The following is a 26,962-nucleotide window of genomic DNA, read 5'->3' as shown; positions in this document are numbered from 1 at the left end:
TTTGATTGGTTATTTCTGAGTCAGCGGGCGACGGCGTATCCCTGCACGCCGCGCGGATTGGCGCCGGCCTTTACCAGCTGCGTCTCGCCGTCCATCTCTCTCGCGACGGCGGAAAGCCTGCCTTCCGACCAGGCATCGCCAACGGTGATCTTGTGTCCGCGTGCTGCCAGTTCCTCCCGCATCGCTTCCGGGAAACGGGATTCCAGCGTGATCGCGCCGAGACTGATCTCGCGTGGCCAGAAGGAGCTCGGCAGATGGTCGGTGTGGAAGGAAGGCGCGTCGATCGCCTCCTGCAGATTCATGTTGTTGTGGATGTGGTGCAGCAGCATGATCAGCTGCCACTGTTCCTGCTGGTCGCCGCCCGGCGTGCCGAAGGCCATGTAAGGCCGGCCGTCGCGGAAGACCGTCGACGGCGTCAGCGTCGTACGCGGCCGCTTGGACGGCATCAGCGTGGAATTCAGGCCTTCCTCGAGCCAGAACATCTGCCCGCGGGTCGTGAGGCTGAAGCCAAGGCTCGGAATGACCGGGCTCGACTGGAACCAGCCGCCGGAAGGCGTTGCCGAGACCATGTTGCCCCAGCGGTCGACAGCGCTGACCTGCACGGTATCGCCGCGCTGTGCGCCCTCACGGGTGAGGGCCGGTTCGCCTTCTTTGTCGTTCGGTAGTACGGGCTCGCGCGCCACGGTAGGCTCGCCGCCGCCGAGGCCGGGTTGCGGAATGGTGCCGACCGCCCGCAGCGGCGGCAGATTGGGATTGCGGCCGTCCGGTGAGCCGGGGCGCACCTCCATCGAGGCCGTGCTGCCAATCAGCGCACGTCGAGCGTCGGCATAGCTTGAGGATAGCAGCGTCTTGAGCGGTACGTCCGAGCTGTCGCCATACCAAGAATCACGGTCAGCCATAGCAAGCTTGGCGGTCTCGACGACGAGATGCACAAAATCGGCGCTCATCGGGTCGAGATCGGCGATATCGGTGCCCTTCAGGATCTGCAGCATCTGCAGAAGCACGGGGCCCTGCGACCAGGGTCCGCATTTGAAGACCTCGTAGTTGCCGTAGGTGACGGAAACCGGCTCCTCGACCAGCGGCTTGTAATCCGCCATGTCCTGAGCGGTAATCAGGCCCTTGTGGTGGCGGCCCGAGACGTCCCATGCCTCCTCGGTCGCGCAATATCCCTCGATGCGTTCGGCCACCGGTCCGCGATACCAGAAATCAAGTGCCGCATCGATGCGTGCCTCGCGGTTCTTGCTGGACTTCGCGTGATCGAGGATCTGCTGGTAGAGCGCGGCAATCTTCGGGTTGCGGAAGAGCTTTCCCGACTGGGGAGCCACGCCGCCCGGCAGATAGACCTCGGACGAGCTCGGCCAGTGGGTTTCGAACAGCTCGCGCATCGACGCAATTGTATTGGCGATGCGCGGCACCAGCGGATGGCCGGTCTTGGCGTAATAGATTGCAGGCGCCAGCACGTCTTCGAGTTCCGCCGTGCCGTAATCGCGCAAGAGCGTCAGCCATGCGCCGAAAGCGCCGGGAATGCAGGCCGCGAGCAGACCGGTTCCGGGAATGATGTCGAGACCGAGATCCTTGAAATACTTGACCGTCGCTTTGGCGGGGGAGGGGCCTTGGCCGGAGATCACGGTCGGCTTTTCGGCGCCGGCCGGCGTCACGATGATCGGCACTTCGCCGCCGGGGCCATTCAGATGCGGTTCGACGACCTGCAGCACGAAGCCGGCCGCGACCGCTGCGTCGAAGGCGGTGTGGCCCTTTTCGAGAATCGACATGCCGACGGTAGATGCCAGCCAATGCGTGGAGGAGACAGCGCCGAATGTGCCCCTGAGTTCCGGACGCGTCGTAAAGGTCATTTCAATTCCTGCTCCCTATCGGCCGCCGGAGCCGACCCGAATGATACTTCGTTCCAGAGTTGTGTCGACAATGTCAGCCTTTAGAGGCCAGATTATATACGCGTCTTGATGGCTTTGACGCGCCAGAGACTATTGTCACGCGGTTCCTGTAGACATATTGTATATTCGTAACGCGCTTGGCAAGCGGATTGTGTAAATTGTGCGCGCTTGCATAATCAAAAGGGCAGGCGGGAGGAAAAGCGCCGTGGGGCAAAGGACGAGAAGATGCTGGATGAAGCGGCGCCCGCTAAGAAAAGTCGCAGTGATTTCATTGCCGAACAGCTCGAAGAAGCTGTGATCAACGGTGCGATCCCGGCGGGCTCGCGTCTCGACGAGACCTCGATTGCCGCGCAGTTCGGCGTATCGCGCACACCGGTGCGCGAAGCGCTGCACATTCTCTGCGGGCGCGGGCTTGCCGAGCGGGAGCCCTACAAGGGGGTCGTTGTCACGCAGATTTCGACGCAGCGCATCGACGAAATGTTTGAAGCCATGGCCGAACTCGAAGCCACCTGCGGTCGTCTGGCATCTCACCGGATGACGATGAGCGAGCGGGCAGAGCTGGAGAGCATGCATCACGAGATGAATGTGCTGGCCGATGAAGGCGATCACGTCGCCTATAACGAGCTCAACACTCGTTTTCACAATCTCCTCTTCCAGGGCAGCCATAACAGTGACCTGATCGCTGCGGCCCAGACATTACGGCTGAAGCTTGCGCCTTTCCGCAAGTACCAACTCAAAGACAAGGGACGCCTCAAGCGCTCCTGCAGCGAGCATCAGCAGATCGTCGATGCAATCCTCAACCAGGATCCCAAGGCGGCGGAAAATGCATTGCGCAGGCATCTCGTTTCTGCGGCGCAGGAAGTTCTGATCAAGCGTCAGCGGCAGGAAGAAAACACTGTCGCCAAAACAAACCTTATCGAGGAGGCATGAGTTCGAAATGTCCGTGAACGCAGATCAGGATGCTATCCGCACCGTCATCGCCGACATGGAGGCGGCCTGGAACCGCGGGGATTTCGGCGGTTATATGGCAGGGTTTGCCAATCCGGATGTCGTGTTCGTTTCGCGCGGCCGCATCCAGAAGGACTGGCAGGCGACGCTGGATCACTACGTCGCCGATTATGGCGGTTCCCCGGGGTCGCAGGGGCAACTCGCCTTCTCGAATATCCGCATCGAGATGCTCGCGCCCGACGCCGCGCAACTCATCAGCGACTACAATCTCGTGCGTTCCGCCGGCAATCAGACGGGCGTCAATACCCGCCTGATGCGCAAGCGCGATGGCAGATGGGTGATTGCGCTCAATCACGTTTCGCAGATCGAGAAATGACGATGCCAGGCCGCGCCTTAGACCGGAGGCGCATCACGCAAAGGGTTCGGTCGGGCCCTTCGCCGGCTTGGTGAACCACTCAGGTCCGGTTTCGGTCATGTGGATGTGATCTTCGAGCCGGATGCCGAAGCGACCGGGGAAGACGATCATCGGCTCGTTGGAGAAGCACATGCCGGGCTCCAGCATGGTGGCGTTGCCGCGAACGATATAGGGCTCTTCGTGGATTTCCATCCCGAGGCCATGGCCGGCGCGGTGTGGTAGGCCGGGCAGGGCGTAATCTGGACCGAGGCCATGTTTGGCCAATACCCGGCGTGCGGCGTCGTCCAGACTGCCGCAGGCGGCGCCGAGGCGGGCCGCCTCGAACACGGCCTGCTGGGCCTCGCGCTCGATTGCCCAGGCGTCAGCGAATTCCTTCGTCGGCTCCTCCAGCACATAGGTGCGGGTGAGGTCCGAATGATAGCCGTCGAGCCGGCAGCCGGTATCGACGAGGACCACATCGCCCGGTGCATAGATCTGGTCGCCATCGGCGCCATGAGGAAGCGAAGTCGCCAGCCCGAAGGAAACGATGCAGAAGCTCGAGCCGCCCTCGGCGCCCAGCGCCCGGTGCTGTTCATCGATATGACGCACAACGTCCGAGGCCCTGACGCCCGGCTTGATGAAGGCATGCGCGCGGCGATGCACTTCCAGTGTCAGGCCCATGGCATATTCGATGAGGGCGATTTCGGTCTTGGATTTCCTGAGACGCAGGTCGCGGATCATTCGACCGCCATCGACGAGCCGGTCGGCGCCGAAGACGCGCGCGAGCTGGTGGTAGACGAACAGCGGCAGGGCATCGTCGAGCGCCAGTCTGGCATTTGCCGGAAGCATCGAGGCGATTAGCGCTGCGCTTGACTGTTCCTCCTGCCAAACGACGATTTCGCCCGGTAGATGCGGCAGGCTTTCGACCCTGCTCTCTTCGAAGCCTGGTGCGATGTAGCGGACATCCTTCGGCGTCACCAATGCGCCAAGCAGCCGTTCGCTCGGATGCCAGTCGAGACCGGTGAAATAGCGAAGGCTCTCCGTCGAGCCGAGCAGGCAGCCATCCAGAGCCTTGTCCTCGAGCGCGGCCTGAAGGCGCGCAAGGCGCTGGCGCCGCTCATCATCGGTGATCTTCGCAACGGGATGGGACCAGGACATGTCGACGTTTCCTTTTCGCGGAGCCTGAGGGCGAGTCGCTCTATACGATCATGTCGTCAGATTGTCGACAGGTCACACGTCGGCATTGCACCCGAAGCCGGTCGGTCCTTGGCGGGCATAGTCGTTTCTTTCCTTTTCCAGGAAATGGGATGGCCTCAATGGGCCGAAAGATCGATCGGGTCGGAGAGATCGCGGGCGAGATAATCCTGGACCTGCTTGACGATCTGTTCCGCGTGCTTGGTGGCAAGCTTGTCGGCAAGCTCGACGTCACGTCCCTCGATCGCCGCGATCATCTCTTCGTGTTCGTCGACATATTGGCGGGGGAGGCGATCGTCGAAGGTGCGGTAATAGAGGCGCAGGATGCGCCGCCCTTCGTCAAGAAGCCGGCTAAAGAAGGTAGTGTAATAGGCGTTGCCGGCGAGCTCCGCGATCGCCACGTGGAACTCCCGGTTCGCCTCGATCATCGCGAAGGCATCGCGGGCGGCCACGGCGGCGGCGAATTCCTCCTGCCGTTTGCGGATGTTGGACATGGCCGCAGGCGTTGCGCGCTGCGCGGCGCCACGAGTGGTCACGCGGTACATCAGCGTCAGCGCATCGAAATAGGTGGGCAGTGCGGCGAAATCTATCGGCGCAACGATCGAATTGCGGTTGGGTAGAGTCGTGACCAGGCCCTCGCCGGAGAGCCGCAGGAGTGCCTCGCGGACCGGCGTGCGCGACATGCCGAAACGCTCCGAAAGCCGGACTTCGTCGAGCGGGCAGCCGGGCGGCAGCGTCATGGCTAGGATTTCCCCGCGCAACGCCGCATAAACGCTTTGGGTGCCGGTGCCGCGCGCGCGGCGGAAGTCGCTTTCTTCTGGTTCGATATGCGCCATAGCCTATTCTTCTTCTGGGAGACGACCACCGGATCGGGGCAGCTTGTCGACGACCAGGGCACCTTAGTCAAGCAGACGCCCCGGTGAAGTCAAGGTGTCCGCCCGCCTCATCCGCCGTACATCGAATTTCTTGTCGACAAATAGAATACAAGGCGCTATGACCTAGCCGAGGCACGGTTTTTCTGTGCGAACGATCGTCAGGCTGGCAGGCCAATAGGAGTTTGAATGAAAGCCAAGATTTTTTCCGGAGTCATTCCGGCGCTCATGACCCCTTGCAAGAAAGACCGCAGCCCGGACTTCGACGGGCTCGTGCGCAAGGGCAAGGAACTCATCGCGCAGGGCATGTCGGCCGTCGTCTACTGCGGCTCCATGGGGGATTGGCCGCTGCTCAGCGACCAGCAACGCATGGAAGGAGTGGAGCGCCTGGTCAAGGCGGGTATTCCGGTCATCGTCGGCACTGGCGCCGTCAACACTGCTTCGGCCGTTGCTCATGCGGCCCATGCGCAGAAAGTCGGCGCCCAGGGCTTGATGGTGATTCCGCGCGTCCTGTCGCGTGGCTCGGTGATTGCGGCCCAGAAAGCGCACTTCAAGGCAATCCTGTCGGCTGCCCCCGATCTTCCGGCGGTCATCTACAACAGCCCGTACTACGGTTTTGCCACGCGGGCCGATCTGTTCTTCGCGCTGCGCGCCGAACACGCCAACCTCGTGGGCTTCAAGGAATTCGGCGGCCCGGACGACTTGCGCTATGCCGCCGAGAACATCACCAGCCGCGATGACGGCGTTTCGCTGATGATTGGTGTCGATACGGCCGTTTTCCACGGCTTCGTCAATTGTGGCGCCACGGGCGCCATCACCGGCATCGGCAACGTGCTGCCGAAGGAAGTGATCCATCTTTGCAGCCTTTCGCAGGCTGCTGCCGCCGGCGATGTCGATGCACGTCAACGCGCTCAGGAATTGGAACAGGCGCTGGCTGTCCTTTCGTCATTCGACGCAGGTCCGGATCTCGTCCTCTACTTCAAGCATATGATGGTGCTGAAGGGCGACAAGGAATACACGCTCCATTTCAACGAGACCGACGCGCTGACCGAGAGCCAGCGCGGCTATGTCGAAGCTCAGTTCAAGCTCTTCAACACCTGGTATGCCGAATGGAGCAAGCTTCCAGGTGCCGTGCAGAAGTGGAAGTCCTGAGATCGAAGAGATCGAGGATTGAATGAAGTCCCGCCTCGGCGGGCCTTTTGTTTGAAATATGCCGGAAGCAAATTGAGGACCGGTGACTACCTCGACGGCATCCCGCCCGTAGCATCTATAAGTCGAGGCTTGGAGTAACCCCGCCGAGATTTACCCTGTGCCTTCCGTCTTGCAAACAAGCGGATGTGTGCTGTGCCCAAAATGGCTTTAGGCGGGACGGGTAGCGAACAATCGTACGCCGCTAATGACAACGCCTAAAGCAGCAAACCCAGCCCCGATGCCGAGGCATTCCAACGCCGCGTCGGCCCCTCTTGACGCGAAGATCAGAGCGACGAGCGCTGATCCCAAGGACCATCCCACCGTTCGAGCGACAGCAACCATGGCACTGGCGGCCGCATTGCGTGTCACAGGGCCAGCCGTCATCAAGGCGGTATTGTTCGGCGTCTGGAAGAGGCCGAAGCCGATGCCGCAGAGCGCCATACGCCAGGCAATGTCGAGATCGCCGGGGAGGGACGGCAGGGCGGCCAGGAGCAGAAGCCCGGCGGCAAGGAGCGTCAGGCCGATGCTGCCAAGCAGAGACGCCGGATAGCGTGTCGAAAGACGTCCGGCGACGGGAGCGGTAAATGCAACCAGTACTGGCCAGGGTGTTATCAGCAGTCCGGTCGCTACCGCCGAGCGATGGAGCACCGTCTGGAAAAGGAAGGGCAAGGAAACGAACGCCATGATCTGTGCGATGTAGGAGCAGACCGAGGTGGCCGCCGACAGCGCGAACACCGGAATACGCAGCAAATCAAGCGGCAGCATCGGCGTGACGCGTTGCCGCTGTTGAAGGATGAACACAGCAAAACAGACGAGGCCGGCGCAAATCTGAAGGAGACTCGCTACCGTGTGTTCGCCGCTCAGGCTCCCCACGCCGACCACGATCAGCCCGAAAGCCAGGGCGTTCAGCACGGCGCCGGAATAGTCGAACGGCTTCTTCTGCCCCGGAGTGGCCGGCGCAATGGCCTGGAAGAGGGGCACGGTAACGAGGCAGAAAGGCACGTTGACCAGAAACAGCCAAGGCCACGACGCGATGGACAGGATCAGGGCTGCAACTGTCGGCCCCAGAGCCGCTGATACAGCAACCATGAGGGCAAGCAGCGCGAACCCGTCTGCTATGAGGCGGCGTGGATAGATAGACCGGATCATTGCCGGAGAGAGAGCCGCGAGGCACGCTCCACCGATCCCCTGGAAGAGACGCGCGGCGATCAAGATATCGATGTTCGGCGACAATGCGCAGCCCAAGGAGGCCAAAGTGAACATGACAAGGCCGAAGACGTAGACGCGCTTCAATCCGAAGATCTCACCCATCGCGGCTGCCGGCAGCAGACAAACGGCGACCGTCAGCTGGTAGATGTTGACCACCCAAACAGTGGCTCCCTCACTGGTCCCGAAGCCATGCGCGATCGTGGGCAGCGCGACATTTGCGATCGCCGCGTCGAGGTTCGTCAAGGTCGTAGCAAGCAAGATGCAGACCATAACCCAATAGCGCTGCGGTGCCGCCAAGCCGTCGGCCACATTTTGCGTTGCTTGCACTTCATTCTCCGGATGTGCCGGTTAATCGATGGGCTCCTTGAATCTCATAATGCGGGATTTTGCAACGGAACATTTCACTGCAGCGTCTATTTGGGTCCGTGTTGTGTTGCCGCAGCAGCACCGCCGCCATTGATCGCGGCCCAGGTGGCATGCGCCACGTCGGCATGGCCTTGACGTCCGGCCCCATTCCGAACCGGAATAAAGATTAGTCCCCCGCCAAGACTGGAAAACTGGCGGATAATTCGAGATCTAGCTTGTTGAAGATTGGCAGCGATGTGAGTGCCACGCTGGATACGGCCGCTCAGTCACATTGAGATCTGGTTCAGAAATGGTGCCGGACGCTTGCTGCCGAGGCACGGGAAAATTGGGATTTGATCACCATGTTCGACGATCGCGGCGACGACGAGGTCACCTTTTATGCACGTTTACTCCCCGGCTCAGCCGCACCAATAACCGTCGAGCCTAATCCCGACCGGGTCGTGGTCTTCCTCTCAGGGCGACTGATCGCCGACACGAAGAATGCGCTCACGGTCTACGAAGCCGGCCACAGGCCCGTACAGTACATCCCTCGAACGGATGTCCGAATGGACTTCCTCGTCCGCGGGAAGTCACCTGTAGATTCCGATGCCGTCAACTACGACGCCGCTACTCCGTCGGGCGTAAGCACCAATGTTGCTTGGTCCTTTGAAGACCGGCACCCTGTCATTCAAGAACTCAGGGGATATGTCGCGTTCAGGTCGGAACTCGTCGACCTGCGTGAACTTCCAGCCCTCAAGAGCAAAAGCGGGTCTTCCGTCAGAACCTGATCTTTTCGCCAATCGGGTCTGTTCGCGCTGCCTTATGCCGCACACAGGCTAACAGCATGGCATGCGTGTCCCACTATGAAGGAAACCCACCCCCGTACCAGACAGATGCTCGACGCGATCAACTCGACCTTCGCTCTGCCTTGTTGCATCTTGAAAACCTTCTAGGCAGCCAGTGTAGCTGAATGCCTAAAAAGCCATCGGGATCGAGACAGGGCGGAAGTCGAACCTCCGCCCCGTCGTCCCCTCAGTACTGTGAGACGCCACCGTCGACATCCAACTCGACGCCGGTAATGTAGGCGCTGTCGTCGGAGGCCAGGAAGACCGCGACTTTCCCCATATCCTCGGGCGTGCCCAGACGACCAAGGGGGATTGTGCCGACCAGACCCTCATGGGCCTCTGCGGGAAGTAGTCCAGAAAGACCGGGGGTCAGCGTATGACCAGGGCTCAGGATGTTGATGCGGAACCCGCGTTCTTTCGTATCGATCATCCAGCCGCGCGCGAGATTCCGCACCGCGGCCTTCGTCGAAGAATAGACGGACATGCTGGGGATGCCCTTCGAGCCGGCGATAGACCCGATCAAGATAATGGAAGCGCCGTCGTGAAGCAGCGGAAGTGCCTTCTGGAATGCGAACAGAAGACCCTTGACGTTCGTGTTGTAGGTTTTGTCGTAGTGCTCTTCAGTGATCTCGCCGAACTTCATGAATTCATAGAAGCCCGCGTTGAGGACGAGCACGTCAATGTGACCATTGTTCTTGCGGACTGTGTCGTACACCCGGTCGATGTCGGTTAAGTTCGAAGCATCCGCTTGAACCGCGATCGCACCGTGCCCGATTTCGGCAACCGCCTTGTCAAGTTCGCTCTGACGCCGGCCTGTGATGTAGACAGTGGCGCCTTCGCGCGCCATTTGCTTTGCAATGCCAAGCCCGATGCCGGCGCTGCCCCCGGTTACCAGCGCGACCTTTCCATCCAACTTCATGCTCATGTTTAATCGTCCTTCGAAAACCCATTGGCCTGCCTCGTTCTTCTGATTGGTGGCGACGCAGGAGGCGCCGGTCCGGCGCCGGGTTCTCAAATAGAAGCAATGTTGGCGGCGCTGTAGCAGTTGGAACGGACTATTCTTTATTCCTGATTGGAATGAGGGTTCGGCTTGCCGAACACTATCCGGCCGTTAGCCCGTCGCCTTGGATGGCCGATCTGCCGAAAATATCGCGTTAATCGGGGTAGGGGAGGACCAAAGCTCGCGAGACCCCCAAGCGCCCGCGGTAATGCCAGGGTAGGTCTGGAAGAATTCCGGGAGCCGGGGAATTGCCCATAGCCGGCCGCCGCATGCGATTCCTTTGCCTTTTTATCGCATCCTCGAATTGGTTAGGACGCGAGCCACTCGCGCGGCCCGCGTCCTAGCACTCTCGATTTCGTTGGGCCTGTGGTCAGGCGTTCTTGACTTCCAAGCCGAGGGTGATGAGGGACTGCTTCGCGTCGCCGAAAAGCATGGACGTCTTCGGGCTGACGAAAAGGTCGTTCTCGACCCCAGAGAAGCCAGCGCCACGGCCGCGCTTCATGGCGATGACGCTCTTCGACTCTTCTACCTTCAGGATGGGCATGCCGTAGATAGGCGATTTTGGATTTGTCCTGGCCGCCGGGTTCACGACGTCATTCGCACCGACCACGAGAGCGACATCGGCCTCCGCGAATCTGTCATTGATGTCTTCCATGTCGAGCAGCTTGTCGTAGGGGACGCCTGCCTCTGCGAGCAATACGTTCATGTGCCCGGGCATGCGACCGGCCACCGGATGTATCGCAAAACGAACATCGCCACCGCGCTTTTCGATCAAATCTGCGAGCTCACGGGCCTGGTGCTGGGCTTGCGCCACCGCAAGGCCATACCCGGGGACGATGATGACCTTCTCGGCATAGGCCATGCGAAGTGCAGCGTCCTCGGCAGAGATCGGCACCATCTCACCGCCCGTCGGAGATGGTCCGCCCGCGTCGGCAGAAGGTGCCGACCCGAACGCTCCGAACAGGACGTTGGCGAAAGACCGGTTCATCGCCTTGCTCATTGCAACGGAAAGGATGAAGCCGGACAGGCCATCGAGCGCCCCGACAATTATGAGGATATTATTGTCGATGGCGAAGCCCGTTGCCACTGCCGCGAGGCCCGCATAGGAGTTCAGCAGACTGACGACAACGGGCATGTCAGCACCACCGATAGGAAGAACCAGAAGAACACCGACAATAAGGCTGACCGCAAGCATGACGGCGGCGACCGTCACGTTCATCGGATCTGCGACGAGCCACACGAGGCTCGCAACACCAACCGCGAGGACGGCGAGGTTGAAGGCGTTCTGACCGCGAAAGGTAATCGGCTGCCCGGGCAGGATGTCCTGTAGCTTCCCGAATGCCATTAGACTGCCTGTAACAGTGAGGCCGCCGAGCAGTACCTCGAACCCCAACGCCAGCACATGGCCCCGTGTGAGTTCCCCGACGGAGAGGCCGTTGTGATACTCACCGATACCAACCAGCGTAGCTGCAAGAGCGCCGAGTGCATGGCTAAGTGCGATGCGCTGTGGCATCGCCGTCATGGGGACCCATTTGCCGAGCGGGTAGCCCGCGACCGCTCCGACAACGCCGCCGATGGCGATCCACTCGTAAGAGACGATGCGTGAATTGAAGAGGGTTGCCGCGATGGCAACCGCCATACCGAAGGCCGCGAGTTGTATGCCCCGGCGCGCCGTGTCGGGTTTGCCGAGGGCGCGCAATGCGGTCAGGAAAAGAAACGCGGCGAAGAGATAGGCGAGTTGGATGAGAGTGTCGCTCATTGGGCAGAAGCGCTGGATGCGCCCTCCTTGTTCCGGGAATTGTCGCGTTTGAACATCGCCAGCATTCGGTCTGTGATCAGGAATCCGCCAACGACGTTGGCCATGGCGGCAGCAACCGCAACCGTCCCGAGAACAGTCGCCAGTAGTCCGTGGTCAGAGCCAGCCAACACCAGTGAGGCAACGAGGGAAATCCCCGATATGGCGTTAGTCGCGGCCATCAGGGGCGTGTGCAAGAGCGGTGGGATGCGGCTGATGCTCTGAAAGCCGACGAATCCTGCCAAAAGAAACACGAAAAGCTGGATGAGAGTTGTGGTGTTCATATGGGAGCCCTTTACTTACGCTGCCGTGCGGAGGACCGCGTCTACGCCGAGCAGAGGGCCGACGATGGGATCCTCTGACTGCAAGAGCACGCCGGTCTCGTCCGGGATGAGGTATTCGAGCAAAGCGCGAATATTGCCGCTGAAAAGCCTGCTTGCATCAGCGGCCATCTGACTCGGCAAATTCACCGACCCGATAATCGTCACGCCATTGAACCGGATCGTTTCGCCCGGCTTTGTACGGCTCGTGTTGCCGCCCGTTTCTGCCGCCAGATCGACGATGACTGTTCCGGGCGTCAGCGACGATAGCGCTGCGTCGTCGATCAGCAGCGGGGCGGTTCGCCCGGGGATCTGTGCGCTGGTGACGATCAGTTGCATCTGCGCAAGCGTTGAAGCAAGCGCCTGCCTCAATCTGGCCTGTTGGTCAGCGGATTGTTCCCCTGCATAGCCGTTGGCGACGTCCTGCGACTTCAATGCGTCGCCAAGGGAGACAAACCGCGCGCCAAGGCTTTCGATCTGTTCCCGGGCAGCCTCACGCACATCGAACCCGTGCACCATTGCTCCAAGCCGGCGCGCTGTGGCGATCGCTTGCAATCCGGCAACCCCGGCACCGAGTGCAATCATTTTGGCCGGCTTCACGCTTCCAGCCGCGGTCGTGAGCATGGGCAGGAATACATCGAGTTCACGCGCGCCCTCGATGACCGCCGCGTAGCCAGCCACAGTGGCCTGTGATGACAAGACGTCCATTGCTTGCGCGCGCGTCGTACGCGGCAGGCGTTCGAGACCGAGATGTTTGATATCCCTTTCCAGAACGGCGTCGAGGACATCTATGTCTCGGCCCCCCAGGGAGATCAGAATTTTTCCCTTGGGCAAATCCGAAAGATCGATGGGCGCGCGCACGCCCAAAAGAATGTCGGACGAAGACTTCAAGTCGGTGCGGTCAACAATGGCGGCACCTGCCTCCATGTAAGCCTGGTCGGAGTATCCGGATTTGGTTCCTGCGCCTCGCTCGACGATGAACGTCACGCGATTTGCCATCCGCTTGATGTCGGCGGGAACGATCGCGGCACGACGTTCACCGTCGTGACGTTCCGACAAGAGCCCGATGATCGGCCGAGGGTTCGTATCTGTCATGTTACGCTCCACAAAAAATGCTTGGCCATGGAATCTCCCGCTCGGGGTCGTGCCGTGGCGCTGCTGTGAATAGTGGTTGGTGTCAGGAGGACCCGCCCATGCGGTCGGCTCTCGCCGGAGATGGGTCAGGCCAAAGGTGCTACTGAGGCCTTTGATGCGTTAAGCAGCAGGCACGAGCGCGGTAACTCGCTCGACGCCCCGCTTAACCGCCGGTCGGGCATCAACTTCGTTGTACCAGCGAGCGATGTTGGGGGTTTTCTCGAAGTCGATGCCTGCGAATTCGCGGCGCCAGAGCCAGCCAAAATGGACGATGTCGGCAATTGTGAATTCATCACCAGCGACATACTTGCGACGGCCGACGACACCCTCAAGAACGGCGAGCACCCGTTCCGATTCGGCCTGGAACCGGGCTATGGCGAACGGGATCTGCTCCGATGCTTGCCGCTTGAAGAAGCCGAGTTGCCCGAAAGCAGGCCCGATCCCTGTGAGATGGAAGAACATCTGCTCGAAAACCCGTGCCCGCGCCACGCCATCCTTCGGCAGAAGCTTGCCGCTCTTCTCGGCAAGGTAGACGAGGATCGCGCCTGACTCCGTCAGCGTTATTGGTTCGCCGCCGGGGCCGTCGTTGTCCACGAGAACCGGTACCTTCCCGTTGGGGTTCATCGCAAGATGCTCGGGAAGCTTCTGTTCGCCCTTCCTTACATTGACCGGTCTGAGTTCGTAGCTCAGACCCATCTCTTCGAGCGCAATTGGTACACGAACGCTATTCGGTGTGGAAAATGCATACAATTCAATCATGTGTTCTTTCCGTGCTTATTAATGAACAGAGGGATTACGTCGGCTTTGCATGAAGACCGGGAACGCTTGGTTTGCCTCCGCCCTGCTGTAGGCAACGAAGCCCGGCGAGGATGTCTGATGGTTCGATCCGATTGGTAAAATCGCTATCCAGGTAGGAGAACACGATCGTTCCCGAGCTATCGACGATGTAGACTGCCGGTATCGGCAGCTCCGTCGCATTGTTTTCGCCGGCAGGGCGCCCGAGAGCGGCGTAAGTCTCGTCCATCTCGGAGACCGGCGTGAGAGCAATACCGAACAGTTTGGCGACGGCTGCTCCTGCATCCACGAGCAGCGGAAACGAGACGTCCGCCGTAGTGATCCGACGGTCATGCGCAGGCTGTGGGGCAATGGCGACCATTGTGGCGCCTAGTCTTTCGACCTCGCTCGCAACCTCCGCAAGAGCGGCCAGTGCCAGCCGGCAGAAGCCGCACCAATCTCCCCAATAGAAGCAGAGCACGACCGGCCCCCGCTGTAGAAGCTTGTTTAGGCCTACGATCGATCCGAGGTCATCCGGGAGTTCGAAGTCCGGTGCCGAATTTCCAGCCCTCAGCGCGACCTCGCGTCTGCCCGGCTGCTCAAACGCAGCTGCTTCCAAACGTAGCCGTGTCAGCGCGCCCGAGGGAAGATCGCTCTCGAGCGCGAGGCGCAGCGTGGCGAGTTTCTCTTTCAGGGACATAATTCAGGTCTCACGTTTTGCCGATTATCTACCGGCGTTGATCGAACCTATTTGCGCGTCCGCACTTGACGATGGTAGGCGGCAGAAGGACATATGCTTCATTCCAAGGAGGAATGACGATGAATCGGCTAGCAGCCATGGACGCGTTTGTGCGTGTCGTTGACACTGGATCCTTTACCGGGGCGGCCCGACAATTGCGGCTTGGGCAGCCGGCGGTTTCCAAGATGATTGCCCAACTCGAAGAGCGTGTCGGAGTAAAGCTCTTGCTGCGAACGACACAGGGGCTGACGCCGACTGAGGCCGGTGAAAACTTCTATGGACATGCCAAGCGGGCTGTCGAGGAGGCGGACGAAGCCGAACTGAAAGCAAGGGGATCCGGCGCCGCCCTGAGTGGTCGGCTGCGCGTCAGCGGTGCGGTGACCTTCTCCAGGCTTTACGTTGTTCCCCGCCTGCCCAAGTTTCTATCGATGCATCCCGCCCTGGACATTGAAGTCTTTCTCGATGATAGGAACGTAGATCTCGTCGAAGCAGGCATCGATGTCGCCTTGCGTATGGGCGAATTGCAAGATTCCTCGCTGACGGCACGGAAGATCGGGCAAAGCCCCCGTGTGGTCGTGGGCTCACCCGAGTATTTCGCGACTGCTGGCGAGCCAACGACGCCTGCAGAACTCGTTGCTCATGAGGCCGTCGTCTATGATCTTCGCGGGGGAGGAGCGGTCTGGACTTTCACACAAGGAACAGCCGAGAGTGCTGCGACCATCAAGGGCCGAGTCCGCTTGACGGCTGCCGAGGGCGTTCGGGAAGCGGTATTTGCAGGCATGGGATTGGCCGTCGCATCGGAATGGATGTTCGCGCCTGAGATAAAATCCGGCAAGGTGCGGCGAGTCTTGAATGATTGGCGGCTGCCGCCAGTTGACCTTTGGGCAGTCTTCCCGACCGGGCGAAACGTAAGTACAAAGGCACGAGCCTTCGTTAATTTCATCGAGCAGGAACTCGCTCAGGATTTCCAAGATAACGCTGGGGAAGCTGACATGACTACGAGCGAACTGGTTTCTAAGGTAAGTGAGCTCGGATAGGCTTTGCGTTCGGCCCCCGTGTCAATTCAAGCGCCCGCTCTCAGCGAACCCAACGCACTCACGGTATTCCAGCTAGGAATGATTTTCATTCCAGTCACCTGTCTTACGCACATGCCTTCAAGATTCCATTTGTTGCCACAGCCGCCGTCATCCGGGCGGCGACGAAAGGAGAAAATCGTGTCTAGTCTTGAAGGAAAAGTCGCAGTCGTCACCGGCGGTTCGAGCGGAATTGGCCTGGCAACTGCCAAGCGTTTTGTCGCAGAGGGCGCATATGTATTCATCACGGGTCGCCGCCAGGCGGAGCTTGAGAAGGCAAAGGCTGAAATCGGAAAGAACGTAACGACCGTTCAGGGCGACGTTCAGAATCTGGCTGACCTGGACAGGCTGTATGCACAGGTGAAGGCCGAGAAGGGCGTCGTTGATATCGTCTTCGCAAACGCTGGTTTCGTCGAACATGCCCAGATCTTCGACCTCACCGAAGAGCACTACAACAAGACCATGGACATCAACGTCAAGGGTGTCGTGTTTACGGTTCAGAAGGCTCTGCCGCTCATGACCCGAGGTGGCTCGATCATCGTGAATGCCTCGGTTGTGGGTGTCAAAGGCATTCCGGCGCATGGGATCTACGCCGCGACGAAGGCAGGCGTCCGCGCACTGGTACGCACCTGGGTTCAGGAACTGAAGAGCAAGGGCATCCGCGTGAATACTCTGAGCCCCGGCGCTACGGAAACCCCGATCATCCGCGGCCAATTCGACAGCGATGCAGCGTCCGAGGCGGCGAAGAAGGTCTTTGCTGAGGCTACGCCGCTCGGTCGTATCGGTCGTGCGGAAGAGCTTGCGAATGCAGCGTACTTCCTGGCGTCCGACGAGAGCAGCTATGTCAACGGCATCGACCTTCACGTCGATGGCGGCCTTGCACAGGTCTAATCGAGAGCGCTGAGCAGACTACCTCAGCCTCAGATCTCACCGGCCATCGAGGACTAGATGGCCGGTGAAACTGCCGCAGCGTTTGAACGCGGGTCGCCTTCGAAGATTATCAAATGCGAACCCGTTTGGTTTGCGTCATAAATTGGTCCTCGAGGATCGAGGCGTCTTGGATGACCGGAACGCTTTCCTTTGTGGTATTGGTTGCCATTGACTCCGGTGCATCACGCACTCGTTACCTCCTCGCCTGTAACAAGGCTCTCTCCGCTTGCGAGTAGCTGACGTGCCCCAATGAAGAGGGGCGTCAACGAGCAACGGAGAACACGAATGTTGAAGACTTCCATCAGCGCCGCCCTTCTTGCCGGCGCAGTCACGTCTGCCCTCGCCACGATGGCAAGCGCCGCGCCACTGACCAAAGCCGAAGCCGCCGCCGCGGTCGCAGCGCACAAAGAGAAGTGCTTCGGCGTTGCGCTCAAGGGCCAGAACGATTGCGCCGCCGGACCGGGCACGACCTGCCAGGGAACCTCCGTCAAGGACTTCCAGGGCAATTCCTGGAAGTTCGTTCAAGGCGGTACCTGCGCATCGCTTGAACTGCCTGGCGGCCGCCATGGTTCGCCGAAGCCGCTGACGCGCGACATCTAAACGGCAGAATCAGGAAAGCGGAGGCGAACATGGCCAACGTCAAGGTGACGACCGACCTTCCCATGGAGACGGAAAGCACCCTCCGCTTTCCGACGATTTCAGTTGCCGGACAGGCCGGCACCAGCTTCAAGCCGGAGCATCTTCTCTCAATCGCCGCGGAAGCCGGGCCCCAAGGCTTCTTCGAGGTCCACGCCGAGAATTACATGGGCGCCGGCGGCCCTTCCCACCGAGCGCTGGAAAAGGTGCGCCGCGACCATCCCATATCCCTGCACGGAGTCTGCATGTCGCTCGGTGGGCCACAGCCGCTGGACAAACAGCATCTTCACCGTTTCAGGAGTCTCGTCGACCGCTACGAGCCGGCATTGGTCTCGGAACATCTGGCCTGGTCGACGCACGCGGGCACCTATCTCAACGACCTTCTGCCGCTGCCCTATACCAGCGCGACACTGGCATATGTCTGCGATCATGTGGACGAGATGCAGAATGCGATCGGTCGTCCGATCCTGCTCGAGAATCCTTCGACCTATGTGCTCTTCGCGGAGTCCTCGATGAGTGAGACCGACTTCATCCGGGAAATCTCCCGACGAACTGGATGCGGCCTGCTTCTCGACATCAACAACGTCTTCGTGTCGGCGACCAATCACGGCTATTCCGCGCTCGAGTATCTTTATGATTTTCCGCTCTCAAAGGTCGGCGAGATTCACCTCGCTGGTCATGCCGAAGAGGAAGACGACGAAGGAGAGCTGCTGCTGATCGACAGCCACGACGGACCGGTGGCAGACGCGGTGTGGCGGCTTTATGAGATTGTGATCGATCGGTGCGGGCCGATCCCTACCTTGATCGAGTGGGACAGTAAAATCCCGGAATGGCCGGTGCTTCGCGCCGAAGCGCTCGCCGCACAGGCGATTCTCGACAGACACGCGGCGCGAAGGAAGACCTCCCATGCCGTCGGCTGAAGTCATAAAGATCAGCCGGGAGTTCCCGGATTTCACCAGCCAGTTCTCGGCCCCGCTGCTGGTGCCCGACGCCCCGGCGCCGGCGCTCGTGTCGGGTCCGCGCGGCAAGCAGGCGGACAAACGCTACAATGTCTACCGCAACAACGTCACGGTGAGCCTCATCGAGGCGCTCGCTTCGATCTTTCCGGCCGTGCAGCGCATCACCGGGCCGGAGTTCTTCCGCGCCATGGCGCGCTTCCATATCCGCGAGACGCTGCCGAGCTCGCCGCTGCTGTTCGAATACGGCCGGGAGTTTCCGGCCTTCATCGATCGATATGAGTACGCGCAGGACATGCCATGGCTTGGCGACGTGGCGAGGATCGAGCGCGCTTGGCTGGATTCCTATCATGCAGCGGACGCGCCCGTGCTGCGAGGAGAAGAGCTTGCAAGCGTTTCACCCGACCGGCTCGAAGACCTGAGGTTCAAGCCGCATCCGGCTACGCGCATGATCTCGTCGGAATATCCCGTCGTGACCATCTTCGCCATGAACCGCAACGCAGGCCCTGTCGGCCGCGTTGAAAGCCTTCCAGAAGATGGGCTGATCACGCGCCTGGCGGACGAGGTCGTCATCCGCCTTCTCCAGCCGGGCGGCGCAGCCTTTCTTAACAGTCTTGTCGCCGGTGCGTCGCTTGGAGCGGCGGCTGCGGCGGGACTGGACGCCAATCCCAGCTTCGACCTGTCGGGAATGATCGGACAGATGATCGAGGCCGGCGCCTTTTCCAATATCGAGATGGAGACCTCAGATGTCGAACACGCTTGATTCCCTGCCCGACCGCGGCGCCTTCTCTTTCTTGGCAAGGCTGATGGCGACGGCCAGCGGGCTCGTCCGGGCGGTCGCTCAGCCCGACTTCGTCCAAGCTGTCGTCCGCTTGGCGCTTGCCGTACCCTTCTGGCGGTCCGGCATCCTCAAGTGGGACGGCTTCCTTCAATTGAACGACACCGCTGTCGATCTCTTCACACAGGAATTCATGCTGCATCTTCCGGGCGGCCCGTATCCTTTCCCCGCGCCGGCGACGATGGCGTTTCTGTCGGGATGCGGCGAGATCGTCTTCTCCACGCTTGTCGTTTTAGGCTTGGGGACGCGCTTTGCAGCTCTTGGTTTGCTGTTTATGACGCTCGTCGTCGAACTCACCGTTCCTGACGGCTGGCCCATCCACATCACTTGGGCGGCGATGGCGCTTTCGATAATGCGATGGGGGCCGGGCCGGCTGTCGCTCGACCATCTGATTGCGCGGACAGCGGGAGCTCCCAATCTTTAGAATGAACGTCGGTCCTGGCTATAGTCTCGTCGTCTGGCTCAAAATCGAGCCGGGCGGCCTTTGCGTTTTGTTGCCGCGCTGCCCCTTGCCGTTTGTTCTACAATGCGCTCAATAGACGCCGACGTCCGCCTCGCCTCCATTGCCGTGTAAGCAGAATTTTCGAGGCGAGCGTAACAAACACGTGGCCGCGTGCGTAGGGGTTAATGGCGGATGAAATATTCGGCCCGTGAAGAGGAATGGGCAGCCTGGATGCGCGCGGCGATGGCCGGCGACACCCAAGCCTACGACCGATTTCTGAAGGCCGTGACACCCTATCTCCGGTCGATCGCCCGGCGGCGGTGCGATCAGTTCGGTGCTCCGCCAAGCGAGGTCGAGGACGTGGTGCAGGAAGTTCTATTGGCAGTACATCTCAAACGCGGAACCTGGGACGTTTCGCGCCCGATCGGCCCGTGGCTGTCGACCATTGTGCGGAACAAGCTCGTCGATAGCCTTCGCCGGCGTGGCCGTCGTTCTAGCGTGCCCATAGAGGATGTCATGGAGACGCTCGAAGCGGATCATCGTGACGAGCGAGTGGATCGCGTCGATGTCGATCGCATGCTGGAGGGGCTTAGGGATCCGCAGCGCGACATCGTGCGTTCCATCTCGATCGGCGGCGCTGGTATCCGGGAGACGGCCGAGCGGCTACATATGACAGAAGGCGCCGTGCGGGTGGCGCTGCATAGGGCACTGAAAGGGCTGGCGGCCCTCTATCGGAGCGAAGCACGTGAAAACGGATGACTTGATCAACCTGCTTGCAAACGATGCGCGTGTGCGCGTCCGCTTTGGTCGCGCATTCCTGATCGCGCTGGCCGTCGGGGTGCTGGTGTCCGCCGTCCTGTTGCTGTCCACAATTGGCCTCCGCTCTAACATGGAACAGGCCATTCAGACGCCACGCGTCATGTTCAAGATCGGCCTGACCCTGCTTCTTGCGATCGTCACAACAAGGGTGGCCTTCAGGATCGGGAGGCCTGGCGCTTCAGTCCGATCAGCGGCCATGGCGCTCGCCTTGCCCCTCGTGATCCTGGTCGTCGGGATTTTTACCGAGCTTCTGTCAGTTCCTCAGGACGCGTGGGGGCCGAACATGAAGGGGCACTTCTCGGGGTTCTGCCTGTTCTTCGTTCCGACACTTTCGATCGCCCCCCTTGCATGCATTCTGTACTCCCTCAGGCAGGGTGCTCCGGAAAACCCAGGAACGGCTGGGGCCGTGGCAGGTCTCGCTGCGGGAGGCATCGCTGCTGCCATCTACGCCTGGCACTGCCCTGACGACAGTCCGCTATTTCTGGCAACCTGGTATTCCATCGGGATCTCGATCGCTACCGTGGCCGGATTTCTTGTAGGACGGCGAATTCTTCGCTGGTGAGACTGAGATGCTCGTCGGCATCGCTTGATGTCAAACAGAACGCGTTGACAAGAACCTCCTCCGGAGTAGCATCTCCTACCAATGCCATGGTCGGACGAGGATCCGATTAAACGCAGCGCATCATCGCCACAGGTTGATCCTGTCGAGGGTTGAGCAATGGGACTGTCCTGGCAACAAGGTCCGCTATCTCCGGGAGCAATTGGCCGGTTTCTTCTGCCAGAACCGCTGCCAGAGAGACTATTGTACGTGGAACGTCTTCGCCGGCGCATGCGCGTGCGCTTTGGCGGGGCCTGGGTCGCCGATAGCCAGAACGTCGTCGTGCTGTTCGAACCGGGGCGTTATCCCGTGGCTTACTTTCCCGAGAGCGACATCTCCCCGGATGCCCTCCAGCGTACGGAGCATACCACTCGGCATCGAGACCTCGGCCTCACGGCTTGGTACACAATACGGCTAGGCGACGAGAGCGCTCAGCGGGGGGCGTGGCAGCATATCGAACTGCCGGAACACGCGAAAGAGTTGCAGGGGCGGGTGGCTTTTGCGTGGCCGGCAATGGACGCCTTCTACGAGGAGGAAGAACGCATCCTCGGCCATGCCGCCGACAGCTACCATCGAATCGACATTCGGCAGACCTCCCGTAAGCTGATCGTTCGTCAGGCAGACCGCATCATTGCCGACACGGAAAAGCCACTGGCGTTGTACGAGTCAGGCTTTGCGCCGCGGTGGTACGTCCCACGCGCCGACGTGGACGAATCCGCCTTGACTGCTGTGGAACTCAAGACCTTCTGCCCTTACAAGGGGCTGTGCAGCTACTATGACATCGGCGACGCCAAACGGGCTGCGTGGTCTTATCGGGAGGCCTACCGCGAGGTCAGCCGCATCTCCGACTTCGTGTCGTTTGAGCCCGACATCCTTTCTGTTCAGCTCGATGGGGTTCAGCTTCGTCTTGAGCCGGGTCAGTCTGTGGTTCCTCACGGGCCCGATCGCGACCTCACCGTCGATGAGGCGCTGCCTCCGCATACGCGCTCATGACAGGCGTACGCCATGCTGACGACCACGTTTCGCCAAGATAAGAGGTGAGGGGAGGCTGCCAGCCGCCAAGAGAGCAAGGGTGCTATGGCTCAACTATTATCGGTAAATGTCGGACTTCCGCGCGACATTGAGTGGAAAGGCCGCACAGTACATACAGGGATATGGAAGAAGCCGGTGAACGGCCGCTGTCGGGCCGGTAAGCTGAATCTTGAAGGAGATGGGCAGGGCGATCTCGCCGGGCATGGCGGGGAGCAGCGCGCCGTTTTCGTCTATCAGATCGAATCCTATCGATATTGGCAGGAGCAGTTGAAACGGACTGACTTCGTGCACGGCGAGTTCGGCGAGAACTTCACCATCGAAGGCTTGCCCGACGATACCGTTTGCATCGGCGATCGCTATCAGATCGGAAGCGCGCTGTTTGAGGTCACTCAGCCTCGCGTCACCTGCTATCGCGTCGGTATCCGCACGAACGAGCCCCGAATGCCCGCGTTGCTGACCGGCAGTGGGCGGCCGGGATTTTACTTCCGTGTGTTGCAGGAAGGAATGGTGGGCGCTGGCGACGAAATCGTCAAAGTGGGAGAAGCCAAGGAGCGCATGACCGTTGCGGAGATCAACGCACTCCTCTATTCGCCCAACCACCCGCGCGACCAACTGAAGCGGGCGATCGCGATAGAAGCGCTTTCACCGGGATGGCGTTCCTCGTTCGAGGCCCTCTTGCAGAGCGGAACCTCTCCCGCCGAGAGTGGCAATGCTGGTCTTATCCCGGCGGCTGCGGCACATCCCGTCAAATCAGGATTTCGGCGGCTGGTGGTGACGTCAACCGATCAGGAATCTGCGGATGTGCTCTCGCTGACGATGAAGAGCTCGGACGATCAACCGTTGCAGATGGCGCTGCCGGGTCAGTATGTCGTCTTGCGTCTGCAAGGAGCGGGCGGATCACCGCTCTATCGCAGCTATTCACTCTCTGGTTCTCCTTCAACGAAGGAATATCGCGTCAGTGTCAAACTTGAGCCGAACGGAGCGGCCGGAGCCTATCTGAAGGAGCATGTGAGGGTTGGCGATGTTCTCGACGTCAGCCTGCCGCGCGGTAACTTTCTTCTACAACCCGGAGAGCGGCCAATTATACTGATCAGCGCGGGGATTGGCGCGACGCCACTGCTTGCAATGCTGCATGAGTTGGCTGGCACGCGATCGGCAAGGCAACTCGTGTGGATCCATGGAGCTCGCGATCGCGAGCATCATCCCTTTGCCGGCGAGGTTCGTCGGCTCATGCGCGCGCTTCCACACGGCCGAAGTGTTATTTATCACAGCAGACCTGGGCTGGACGAGAAAACGAACGAAGACTTCGATGCGGCAGGGCACCTGTCGCTATCGGTCTTGAGAGAGATCGGCGTCCCTGGAGATGGGGATTTTTACCTATGCGGGCCCGCGTCTTTCATGTCGGAGATGAAGGGGGCGCTTGCAAGCCTCGGAGTCCCGCCTACTCGGATTTACCTCGAAGTTTTCGAGGGAGGCGAACCGCTGACGCCGGGCATCGTCCGTGCGCCGACGCGGCCTCCCCATGTTCCCGAAAACGATGCGAAAACCGGTCCGCTCGTTTCGTTCGCGCGCAGCGGGATTGCCGCGCATTGGAATGGCTCGTTATATCAAAGCATTCTGGAATTGGCGGAAGCGTGTGACGTGCCGGTGCGCTGGTCCTGTCGTACCGGCGTCTGTCACAACTGCGAAAGCGGCCTCGTCTCGGGCACCGTAAGCTACATGCCCGATCCACTTGATCCACCGGCGAGCGGAAACGTTCTGATCTGCTGCTCCCGGCCGCAGAACGACGTCGTGGTCGACATTTGATGAGGTCAGACGTGGCCGCGTTCCTGCAAGGTCCAGGTGTTGCCATCCGGATCGGCAAAGTGGGCAAAGCTGGCGTAGTCGCGACGCTGCGGATCCAGTCCTTCGCTCCATCCGCCTGCCCAGGCTTCCACCGGGCTCTTGTGCCGCATCTTTCCGACCGCGACACCACGACTGATCAGCTTCCTGCGCTCGGCCTCGAGGTCATCGGTAACGAGGTAGAGGTTACGCACGCGGTCAGACGAGGCTGCGGCAACCAACTGCACGGAGCATGCCGATCCGGGCGGCGTAAGCTGGACAACGCGGAACGCAGGCGAGAGGCGGTAGTCGACGTCCAGGTTGAAACCGGCCTGCTCCGTGTAGAACGCAAGAGCGCGATCGATATCCGAGACAGGTAGCGGACCAGCCTCCAGCGTAAGCATCGTTGGCCCCTAAAGCTTGCAGCGAATGTTCGGCGTTGCAGTGCTCAACAGCCATCAATCTATCGCGAAGGCTATGATCGGTCCATTCCGAAGCCGATATACAATTCGCCGGCGCAACTGCCCGCATGGAGACAGGGTAATGGGGCCTATTTGCTAGGAGCCTGAGGTCGCACGTACAAGATCAGAGCGCAGCAAATCAATCCAAATCCGATCAGGGGAACGAACGGCGATATCAAGGCCGCGGCCACGAATATTGCGAGAGCGGCAATCGACCTGCACCGGGCCAGACGACGGGCCTTTTCGGGCATTCTGGTGGGATCAGACTGAGCGAAGACTTCCCTTTCAAAGCCCAGATAGGCGACTTCGACAAATACGAAAATCGCGGCGTAAACCGCGACGGGAGCGGGGGCCAGATGTGATCGCGCCAGCCAGGCAGTGGCAAACGGAAGTAAAGATACCGCGAACAAATGGACGAAGTTGACCCAAATCAACCGCGGCGTCGCATCTTGAACAAACCGCAATAGATGATGGTGGTTCACCCAGATGATCGCAACGAAGAAGTAGCTCACGCCATAGCCGATGATCGTCGGCCAGAGCGGCGCGAGAGAATCGAAACTCGAATCTTCGGGAGCTTTAAGTTCCAGAGCCATGATCGTGATGATCACCGCCATGACCGCATCCGAAAAGGCGGCAAGGCGATCGGCCGTTATCCTTTGATCATGCATGCGCTAATCCTCCCATATAAAGGCGACGAACTCATCTGTTTGTCGGATATTCTCCATGGCTTCCTAGTTAAAGCCCCTCGATTGATAAACTCTCCGCGTCTCCAAGCAAAGCCGCATCAGGGCAGCCAGGCAGAGCCAGTTCTCTGGCCGAAAAAGAGGCGACCTTCCGAGAAGCCCCGACCGCGGTCGTCGCCCAGCAAAGGCATTGGACATACGGGGTTCGCGCCTGAGACGCTGCTCCCAAACGAAGGTCCTAATGCACCGTCAGAGGCGGCGAAACTGGTGGGCCCACCCAGCCGAACAGCCAAGCAAGCAGAAACGCCAGTGCCACGGCCAAAGCTATCAATATCCACACGCCCAAGGTACGCCGTGGAGGTCTGCCGGAATATCGATCAGGATCGCTCATTGGTCACTCCCGAAGGTGTTCGGGAAACGGTGACTGCGCGGGTGCCAGGACGAAGGGTTTCATCGCTGGCGTTTAACAGGAAGACGCCGCGCGGCCATGCTGATAACCAGTCAACACCGGCAAACGTTCCAGTCAGCTAGCGTACAAAAAAAGCTCGGCCGGAAGGGGGCATTTGCGATGAAGAATGACGCCGCGCGGCTCTGGTTCGAACACAAATCCCACGCCAATAGTACGGTGGGAATGTTACCCAGCGTCCCTCGCGAGCTCTACCGGATGCGCTGACGGGCGCCGGAAATGAGATTCTCGGTTTCTTTTGAAGTAACTCCCTGGGCGAGAGCGACATTGCAGCCCCGCCATAGGGCATCGCGCTCCACTCAAATTATACCCATAGAGTATGAAGTTTAACTTTTTTAGTTTTGGACCAGCCAAGCCCAGAACGCTAATTTCCTATGGACCGCTAGGAGAATAAGACAGTGACGGCTGACATCAGCATCCTTGCAATCGAAGCTATTATACTCGATTTGCCCATCATGCGCCCGCACCGCTTGTCGATGACGACCATGAATCGACAGAGCATGACGATCGTTCGGGTGCGTTGCTCGGATGGCGTCGAGGGCGTGGGTGAGGGAACCACGATTGGCGGCCTTGCCTATGGGCCAGAAAGCCCGGAAGGCATCAAGCTGACGATCGACCAGTATATCGCCCCTTGTCTAATCGGCGCCGATGCCACCCGTATTCAGCTGGCCATGAGCAAAGTCGGCAAATCGGTCAAAGGCAACAACTTTGCGAAATGCGCTGTCGAAACTGCCCTGCTCGATGCCCATGCCCGTCGCCTCAACGTTCCCTTGTCGGAACTCCTCGGAGGTCGCCAGCGCGACCGCCTGCCAGTGGCTTGGACGCTCGCTTCGGGAGACGCCGGCCGCGACGTCGCCGAAGCACAACAGATGCTGGACCTGAAGCGGCACAAGCATTTCAAAATAAAGATCGGCCGCAAGTCGATTGAAGAAGACATCGGCCATGTCGCGCAGATCAGGAAGGCTTTGACGGACAACGCGACCGTGCGTGTCGACGTCAACATGGCATGGCGCGAACGTGAAGCGATCAATGCCGTGGCCGCTCTTGCAGATATTGGCTGCATATTGGTGGAGCAGCCCGTATCCGGTATTGCGCCCCTCGCGCGGGTTGCCCGCGCCTCCTCGATCGCCTTGATGGCCGACGAGGCCCTGGTCGGTCCGCAGAGTGCGCTCGAAGCAGCCTCGGAGCGGGCTGCGGACGTCTTCTCGATAAAGATAGAACAGGCGGGTGGACTGTTTGCGGCATGGCAGGTGATCGCAGTCGCTGCGGCGGCCGGGATCGGCATTTATGGTGGCACCATGCTCGAGGGACCCATCGGGACAATCGCAGCGGCACATCTGTTTGCGGGCGTCGAAGACTTGCAATGGGGCACGGAACTCTTCGGGCCGCTACTTCTGACCGAGGAAATTCTGACCGAGCCGCTCGTTTATCGCGACTTCGAGCTTGAGTTGCCTGACGGCCCCGGTCTTGGCGTCACCCTGAACGAGGCAGCAATAGATCGGTTCAGGCGCGATGCCCAACCGGTCCCCAATCTGCGTATGGCGAGGTGAACGCG

Annotated in this window: 27 protein-coding genes; 15 read left to right on the top strand and 12 right to left on the bottom strand. The window is 60.2% G+C overall.

Annotated features, from left to right (window positions below):
• Positions 1-20: 20 nt before the first annotated feature.
• Positions 21-1,853: a gamma-glutamyltransferase family protein gene (locus HGP14_RS21995; RefSeq protein ID WP_168832014.1), complete on the bottom strand. Its 1,833-nt coding sequence runs from the start codon at positions 1,851-1,853 to the stop codon at positions 21-23.
• Between the two features lie 264 nt (positions 1,854-2,117).
• Between HGP14_RS21995 and HGP14_RS21990 the strand changes: the two genes are divergently transcribed.
• Both HGP14_RS21990 and HGP14_RS21985 read left to right on the top strand, forming a co-directional pair.
• Positions 2,118-2,822 carry a GntR family transcriptional regulator gene (locus HGP14_RS21990; RefSeq protein ID WP_168832013.1) on the top strand — a complete coding sequence of 235 codons (705 nt, stop codon included), beginning with the start codon at positions 2,118-2,120 and terminating at the stop codon, positions 2,820-2,822.
• A gap of 7 nt (positions 2,823-2,829) precedes the next feature.
• Positions 2,830-3,216: an SgcJ/EcaC family oxidoreductase gene (locus HGP14_RS21985; RefSeq protein ID WP_168832012.1), complete on the top strand. Its 387-nt coding sequence runs from the start codon at positions 2,830-2,832 to the stop codon at positions 3,214-3,216.
• A gap of 33 nt (positions 3,217-3,249) precedes the next feature.
• Here the strand turns inward: HGP14_RS21985 and HGP14_RS21980 are convergent, their stop codons facing one another.
• Both HGP14_RS21980 and HGP14_RS21975 read right to left on the bottom strand, forming a co-directional pair.
• Positions 3,250-4,392: a M24 family metallopeptidase gene (locus HGP14_RS21980; protein ID WP_168832011.1), complete on the bottom strand. Its 1,143-nt coding sequence runs from the start codon at positions 4,390-4,392 to the stop codon at positions 3,250-3,252.
• A 155-nt stretch (positions 4,393-4,547) separates the two neighbouring features.
• Complete coding sequence (locus HGP14_RS21975) at positions 4,548-5,264, bottom strand: GntR family transcriptional regulator (protein ID WP_168832010.1); 717 nt, start codon at positions 5,262-5,264, stop codon at positions 4,548-4,550.
• 225 nt (positions 5,265-5,489) lie between these two features.
• On the opposite strand from HGP14_RS21975, the gene HGP14_RS21970 reads away from it, so the two are divergent.
• A complete protein-coding gene (locus HGP14_RS21970; RefSeq protein WP_168832009.1) occupies positions 5,490-6,452 on the top strand; it encodes a dihydrodipicolinate synthase family protein in 963 nt (320 codons plus the stop codon).
• 207 nt (positions 6,453-6,659) lie between these two features.
• On the opposite strand, the gene HGP14_RS21965 is transcribed toward HGP14_RS21970, so the two are convergent.
• Positions 6,660-8,027: an MFS transporter gene (locus HGP14_RS21965; RefSeq protein WP_205927275.1), complete on the bottom strand. Its 1,368-nt coding sequence runs from the start codon at positions 8,025-8,027 to the stop codon at positions 6,660-6,662.
• A gap of 380 nt (positions 8,028-8,407) precedes the next feature.
• Here HGP14_RS21965 and HGP14_RS21960 point away from each other — a divergent pair, with 380 nt between their 5' ends.
• A complete protein-coding gene (locus HGP14_RS21960) occupies positions 8,408-8,833 on the top strand; it encodes a DUF427 domain-containing protein (RefSeq protein ID WP_168832008.1) in 426 nt (141 codons plus the stop codon).
• 244 nt (positions 8,834-9,077) lie between these two features.
• Here the strand turns inward: HGP14_RS21960 and HGP14_RS21955 are convergent, their stop codons facing one another.
• The 6 genes from HGP14_RS21955 to HGP14_RS21930 form a co-directional block, all read right to left on the bottom strand.
• Positions 9,078-9,815, bottom strand: a complete 738-nt coding sequence (locus HGP14_RS21955) for an SDR family NAD(P)-dependent oxidoreductase (RefSeq protein WP_168832007.1) — start codon at positions 9,813-9,815, stop codon at positions 9,078-9,080.
• 445 nt (positions 9,816-10,260) lie between these two features.
• Positions 10,261-11,649: an NAD(P)(+) transhydrogenase (Re/Si-specific) subunit beta gene (locus tag HGP14_RS21950; RefSeq protein ID WP_168832006.1), complete on the bottom strand. Its 1,389-nt coding sequence runs from the start codon at positions 11,647-11,649 to the stop codon at positions 10,261-10,263.
• Positions 11,646-11,969 (bottom strand): NAD(P) transhydrogenase subunit alpha, encoded by a 324-nt coding sequence (locus tag HGP14_RS21945; protein ID WP_168832005.1) that lies wholly within the window; start codon positions 11,967-11,969, stop codon positions 11,646-11,648. Before HGP14_RS21945 ends, HGP14_RS21950 begins: the two co-directional genes overlap by 4 nt.
• Positions 11,970-11,984: 15 nt before the next feature.
• On the bottom strand, positions 11,985-13,100 hold the full coding sequence (locus HGP14_RS21940) for an NAD(P) transhydrogenase subunit alpha (RefSeq protein WP_168832004.1): 1,116 nt from the start codon (positions 13,098-13,100) through the stop codon (positions 11,985-11,987).
• 159 nt (positions 13,101-13,259) lie between these two features.
• The gene (locus HGP14_RS21935) at positions 13,260-13,898 is read right to left on the bottom strand and encodes a glutathione S-transferase family protein (protein WP_168832003.1); all 639 of its coding nucleotides are present in this window, start codon (positions 13,896-13,898) and stop codon (positions 13,260-13,262) included.
• 34 nt (positions 13,899-13,932) lie between these two features.
• On the bottom strand, positions 13,933-14,613 hold the full coding sequence (locus tag HGP14_RS21930) for a peroxiredoxin-like family protein (RefSeq protein WP_168832002.1): 681 nt from the start codon (positions 14,611-14,613) through the stop codon (positions 13,933-13,935).
• A 119-nt stretch (positions 14,614-14,732) separates the two neighbouring features.
• Between HGP14_RS21930 and HGP14_RS21925 the strand changes: the two genes are divergently transcribed.
• The 10 genes from HGP14_RS21925 (at position 14,733) to HGP14_RS21880 (ending at position 23,782) form a co-directional block, all read left to right on the top strand.
• Positions 14,733-15,689 (top strand): LysR family transcriptional regulator, encoded by a 957-nt coding sequence (locus tag HGP14_RS21925; protein WP_168832001.1) that lies wholly within the window; start codon positions 14,733-14,735, stop codon positions 15,687-15,689.
• A gap of 177 nt (positions 15,690-15,866) precedes the next feature.
• Positions 15,867-16,616 carry an SDR family NAD(P)-dependent oxidoreductase gene (locus HGP14_RS21920; protein WP_168832000.1) on the top strand — a complete coding sequence of 250 codons (750 nt, stop codon included), beginning with the start codon at positions 15,867-15,869 and terminating at the stop codon, positions 16,614-16,616.
• A 324-nt stretch (positions 16,617-16,940) separates the two neighbouring features.
• Complete coding sequence (locus HGP14_RS21915) at positions 16,941-17,255, top strand: DUF2282 domain-containing protein (protein ID WP_168831999.1); 315 nt, start codon at positions 16,941-16,943, stop codon at positions 17,253-17,255.
• Between the two features lie 62 nt (positions 17,256-17,317).
• On the top strand, positions 17,318-18,211 hold the full coding sequence (locus tag HGP14_RS21910; RefSeq protein WP_409527096.1) for a DUF692 domain-containing protein: 894 nt from the start codon (positions 17,318-17,320) through the stop codon (positions 18,209-18,211).
• Positions 18,198-19,010 (top strand): DNA-binding domain-containing protein, encoded by an 813-nt coding sequence (locus HGP14_RS21905; protein ID WP_168831997.1) that lies wholly within the window; start codon positions 18,198-18,200, stop codon positions 19,008-19,010. The genes HGP14_RS21910 and HGP14_RS21905 overlap by 14 nt, the downstream gene beginning before the upstream one ends.
• A 43-nt stretch (positions 19,011-19,053) precedes the next feature.
• Entirely contained in the window at positions 19,054-19,509 is a 456-nt protein-coding gene (locus HGP14_RS21900; RefSeq protein ID WP_409527095.1) for a DoxX family protein, read from the top strand.
• A 210-nt stretch (positions 19,510-19,719) separates the two neighbouring features.
• On the top strand, positions 19,720-20,286 hold the full coding sequence (locus HGP14_RS21895) for a sigma-70 family RNA polymerase sigma factor (protein ID WP_168831995.1): 567 nt from the start codon (positions 19,720-19,722) through the stop codon (positions 20,284-20,286).
• Positions 20,273-20,908, top strand: coding sequence for an NrsF family protein (locus tag HGP14_RS21890; protein ID WP_168831994.1), 636 nt, complete (start codon positions 20,273-20,275; stop codon positions 20,906-20,908). Before HGP14_RS21895 ends, HGP14_RS21890 begins: the two co-directional genes overlap by 14 nt.
• Positions 20,909-21,154: 246 nt before the next feature.
• Complete coding sequence (locus HGP14_RS21885; RefSeq protein WP_312862164.1) at positions 21,155-21,937, top strand: DUF427 domain-containing protein; 783 nt, start codon at positions 21,155-21,157, stop codon at positions 21,935-21,937.
• Between the two features lie 84 nt (positions 21,938-22,021).
• Positions 22,022-23,782 carry an MOSC and FAD-binding oxidoreductase domain-containing protein gene (locus tag HGP14_RS21880; RefSeq protein WP_168831992.1) on the top strand — a complete coding sequence of 587 codons (1,761 nt, stop codon included), beginning with the start codon at positions 22,022-22,024 and terminating at the stop codon, positions 23,780-23,782.
• A gap of 5 nt (positions 23,783-23,787) precedes the next feature.
• Here HGP14_RS21880 and HGP14_RS21875 read toward each other — a convergent pair whose 3' ends face one another.
• On the bottom strand, positions 23,788-24,201 hold the full coding sequence (locus tag HGP14_RS21875) for a VOC family protein (RefSeq protein WP_168831991.1): 414 nt from the start codon (positions 24,199-24,201) through the stop codon (positions 23,788-23,790).
• A gap of 146 nt (positions 24,202-24,347) precedes the next feature.
• Positions 24,348-24,926: a TMEM175 family protein gene (locus HGP14_RS21870; protein WP_168831990.1), complete on the bottom strand. Its 579-nt coding sequence runs from the start codon at positions 24,924-24,926 to the stop codon at positions 24,348-24,350.
• An 879-nt stretch (positions 24,927-25,805) separates the two neighbouring features.
• Between HGP14_RS21870 and HGP14_RS21865 the strand changes: the two genes are divergently transcribed.
• Positions 25,806-26,957, top strand: coding sequence for a muconate/chloromuconate family cycloisomerase (locus tag HGP14_RS21865; RefSeq protein ID WP_168831989.1), 1,152 nt, complete (start codon positions 25,806-25,808; stop codon positions 26,955-26,957).
• The last annotated feature ends 5 nt before the right edge of the window (positions 26,958-26,962 follow it).

The sequence above is a fragment of the Rhizobium sp. P32RR-XVIII genome (assembly GCF_012641395.1).
Taxonomy (GTDB): Bacteria; Pseudomonadota; Alphaproteobacteria; order Rhizobiales; family Rhizobiaceae; genus Rhizobium.
Note: the sequence above shows the minus strand (reverse complement) of the source record. Positions and strands in the feature narration are given on the sequence as shown.

Excerpts from the sequence above, each read along its gene's own strand:
- HGP14_RS21900 (WP_409527095.1), top strand. The coding sequence starts at position 19,054 with ATGGCGACGGCCAGCGGGCTCGTCCGGGCGGTCGCTCAGCCCGACTTC.
- HGP14_RS21930 (WP_168832002.1), bottom strand. The coding sequence starts at position 14,613 with ATGTCCCTGAAAGAGAAACTCGCCACGCTGCGCCTCGCGCTCGAGAGC.
- HGP14_RS21960 (WP_168832008.1), top strand. The coding sequence starts at position 8,408 with ATGTTCGACGATCGCGGCGACGACGAGGTCACCTTTTATGCACGTTTA.
- HGP14_RS21950 (WP_168832006.1), bottom strand. The coding sequence starts at position 11,649 with ATGAGCGACACTCTCATCCAACTCGCCTATCTCTTCGCCGCGTTTCTT.
- HGP14_RS21945 (WP_168832005.1), bottom strand. The coding sequence starts at position 11,969 with ATGAACACCACAACTCTCATCCAGCTTTTCGTGTTTCTTTTGGCAGGA.
- HGP14_RS21985 (WP_168832012.1), top strand. The coding sequence starts at position 2,830 with ATGTCCGTGAACGCAGATCAGGATGCTATCCGCACCGTCATCGCCGAC.
- HGP14_RS21940 (WP_168832004.1), bottom strand. The coding sequence starts at position 13,100 with ATGACAGATACGAACCCTCGGCCGATCATCGGGCTCTTGTCGGAACGT.
- HGP14_RS21870 (WP_168831990.1), bottom strand. The coding sequence starts at position 24,926 with ATGCATGATCAAAGGATAACGGCCGATCGCCTTGCCGCCTTTTCGGAT.
- HGP14_RS21955 (WP_168832007.1), bottom strand. The coding sequence starts at position 9,815 with ATGAGCATGAAGTTGGATGGAAAGGTCGCGCTGGTAACCGGGGGCAGC.
- HGP14_RS21925 (WP_168832001.1), top strand. The coding sequence starts at position 14,733 with ATGAATCGGCTAGCAGCCATGGACGCGTTTGTGCGTGTCGTTGACACT.
- HGP14_RS21915 (WP_168831999.1), top strand. The coding sequence starts at position 16,941 with ATGTTGAAGACTTCCATCAGCGCCGCCCTTCTTGCCGGCGCAGTCACG.
- HGP14_RS21875 (WP_168831991.1), bottom strand. The coding sequence starts at position 24,201 with ATGCTTACGCTGGAGGCTGGTCCGCTACCTGTCTCGGATATCGATCGC.
- HGP14_RS21910 (WP_409527096.1), top strand. The coding sequence starts at position 17,318 with ATGGAGACGGAAAGCACCCTCCGCTTTCCGACGATTTCAGTTGCCGGA.
- HGP14_RS21995 (WP_168832014.1), bottom strand. The coding sequence starts at position 1,853 with ATGACCTTTACGACGCGTCCGGAACTCAGGGGCACATTCGGCGCTGTC.
- HGP14_RS21895 (WP_168831995.1), top strand. The coding sequence starts at position 19,720 with ATGAAATATTCGGCCCGTGAAGAGGAATGGGCAGCCTGGATGCGCGCG.
- HGP14_RS21990 (WP_168832013.1), top strand. The coding sequence starts at position 2,118 with ATGCTGGATGAAGCGGCGCCCGCTAAGAAAAGTCGCAGTGATTTCATT.
- HGP14_RS21980 (WP_168832011.1), bottom strand. The coding sequence starts at position 4,392 with ATGTCCTGGTCCCATCCCGTTGCGAAGATCACCGATGATGAGCGGCGC.
- HGP14_RS21935 (WP_168832003.1), bottom strand. The coding sequence starts at position 13,898 with ATGATTGAATTGTATGCATTTTCCACACCGAATAGCGTTCGTGTACCA.
- HGP14_RS21970 (WP_168832009.1), top strand. The coding sequence starts at position 5,490 with ATGAAAGCCAAGATTTTTTCCGGAGTCATTCCGGCGCTCATGACCCCT.
- HGP14_RS21975 (WP_168832010.1), bottom strand. The coding sequence starts at position 5,264 with ATGGCGCATATCGAACCAGAAGAAAGCGACTTCCGCCGCGCGCGCGGC.
- HGP14_RS21880 (WP_168831992.1), top strand. The coding sequence starts at position 22,022 with ATGGCTCAACTATTATCGGTAAATGTCGGACTTCCGCGCGACATTGAG.
- HGP14_RS21905 (WP_168831997.1), top strand. The coding sequence starts at position 18,198 with ATGCCGTCGGCTGAAGTCATAAAGATCAGCCGGGAGTTCCCGGATTTC.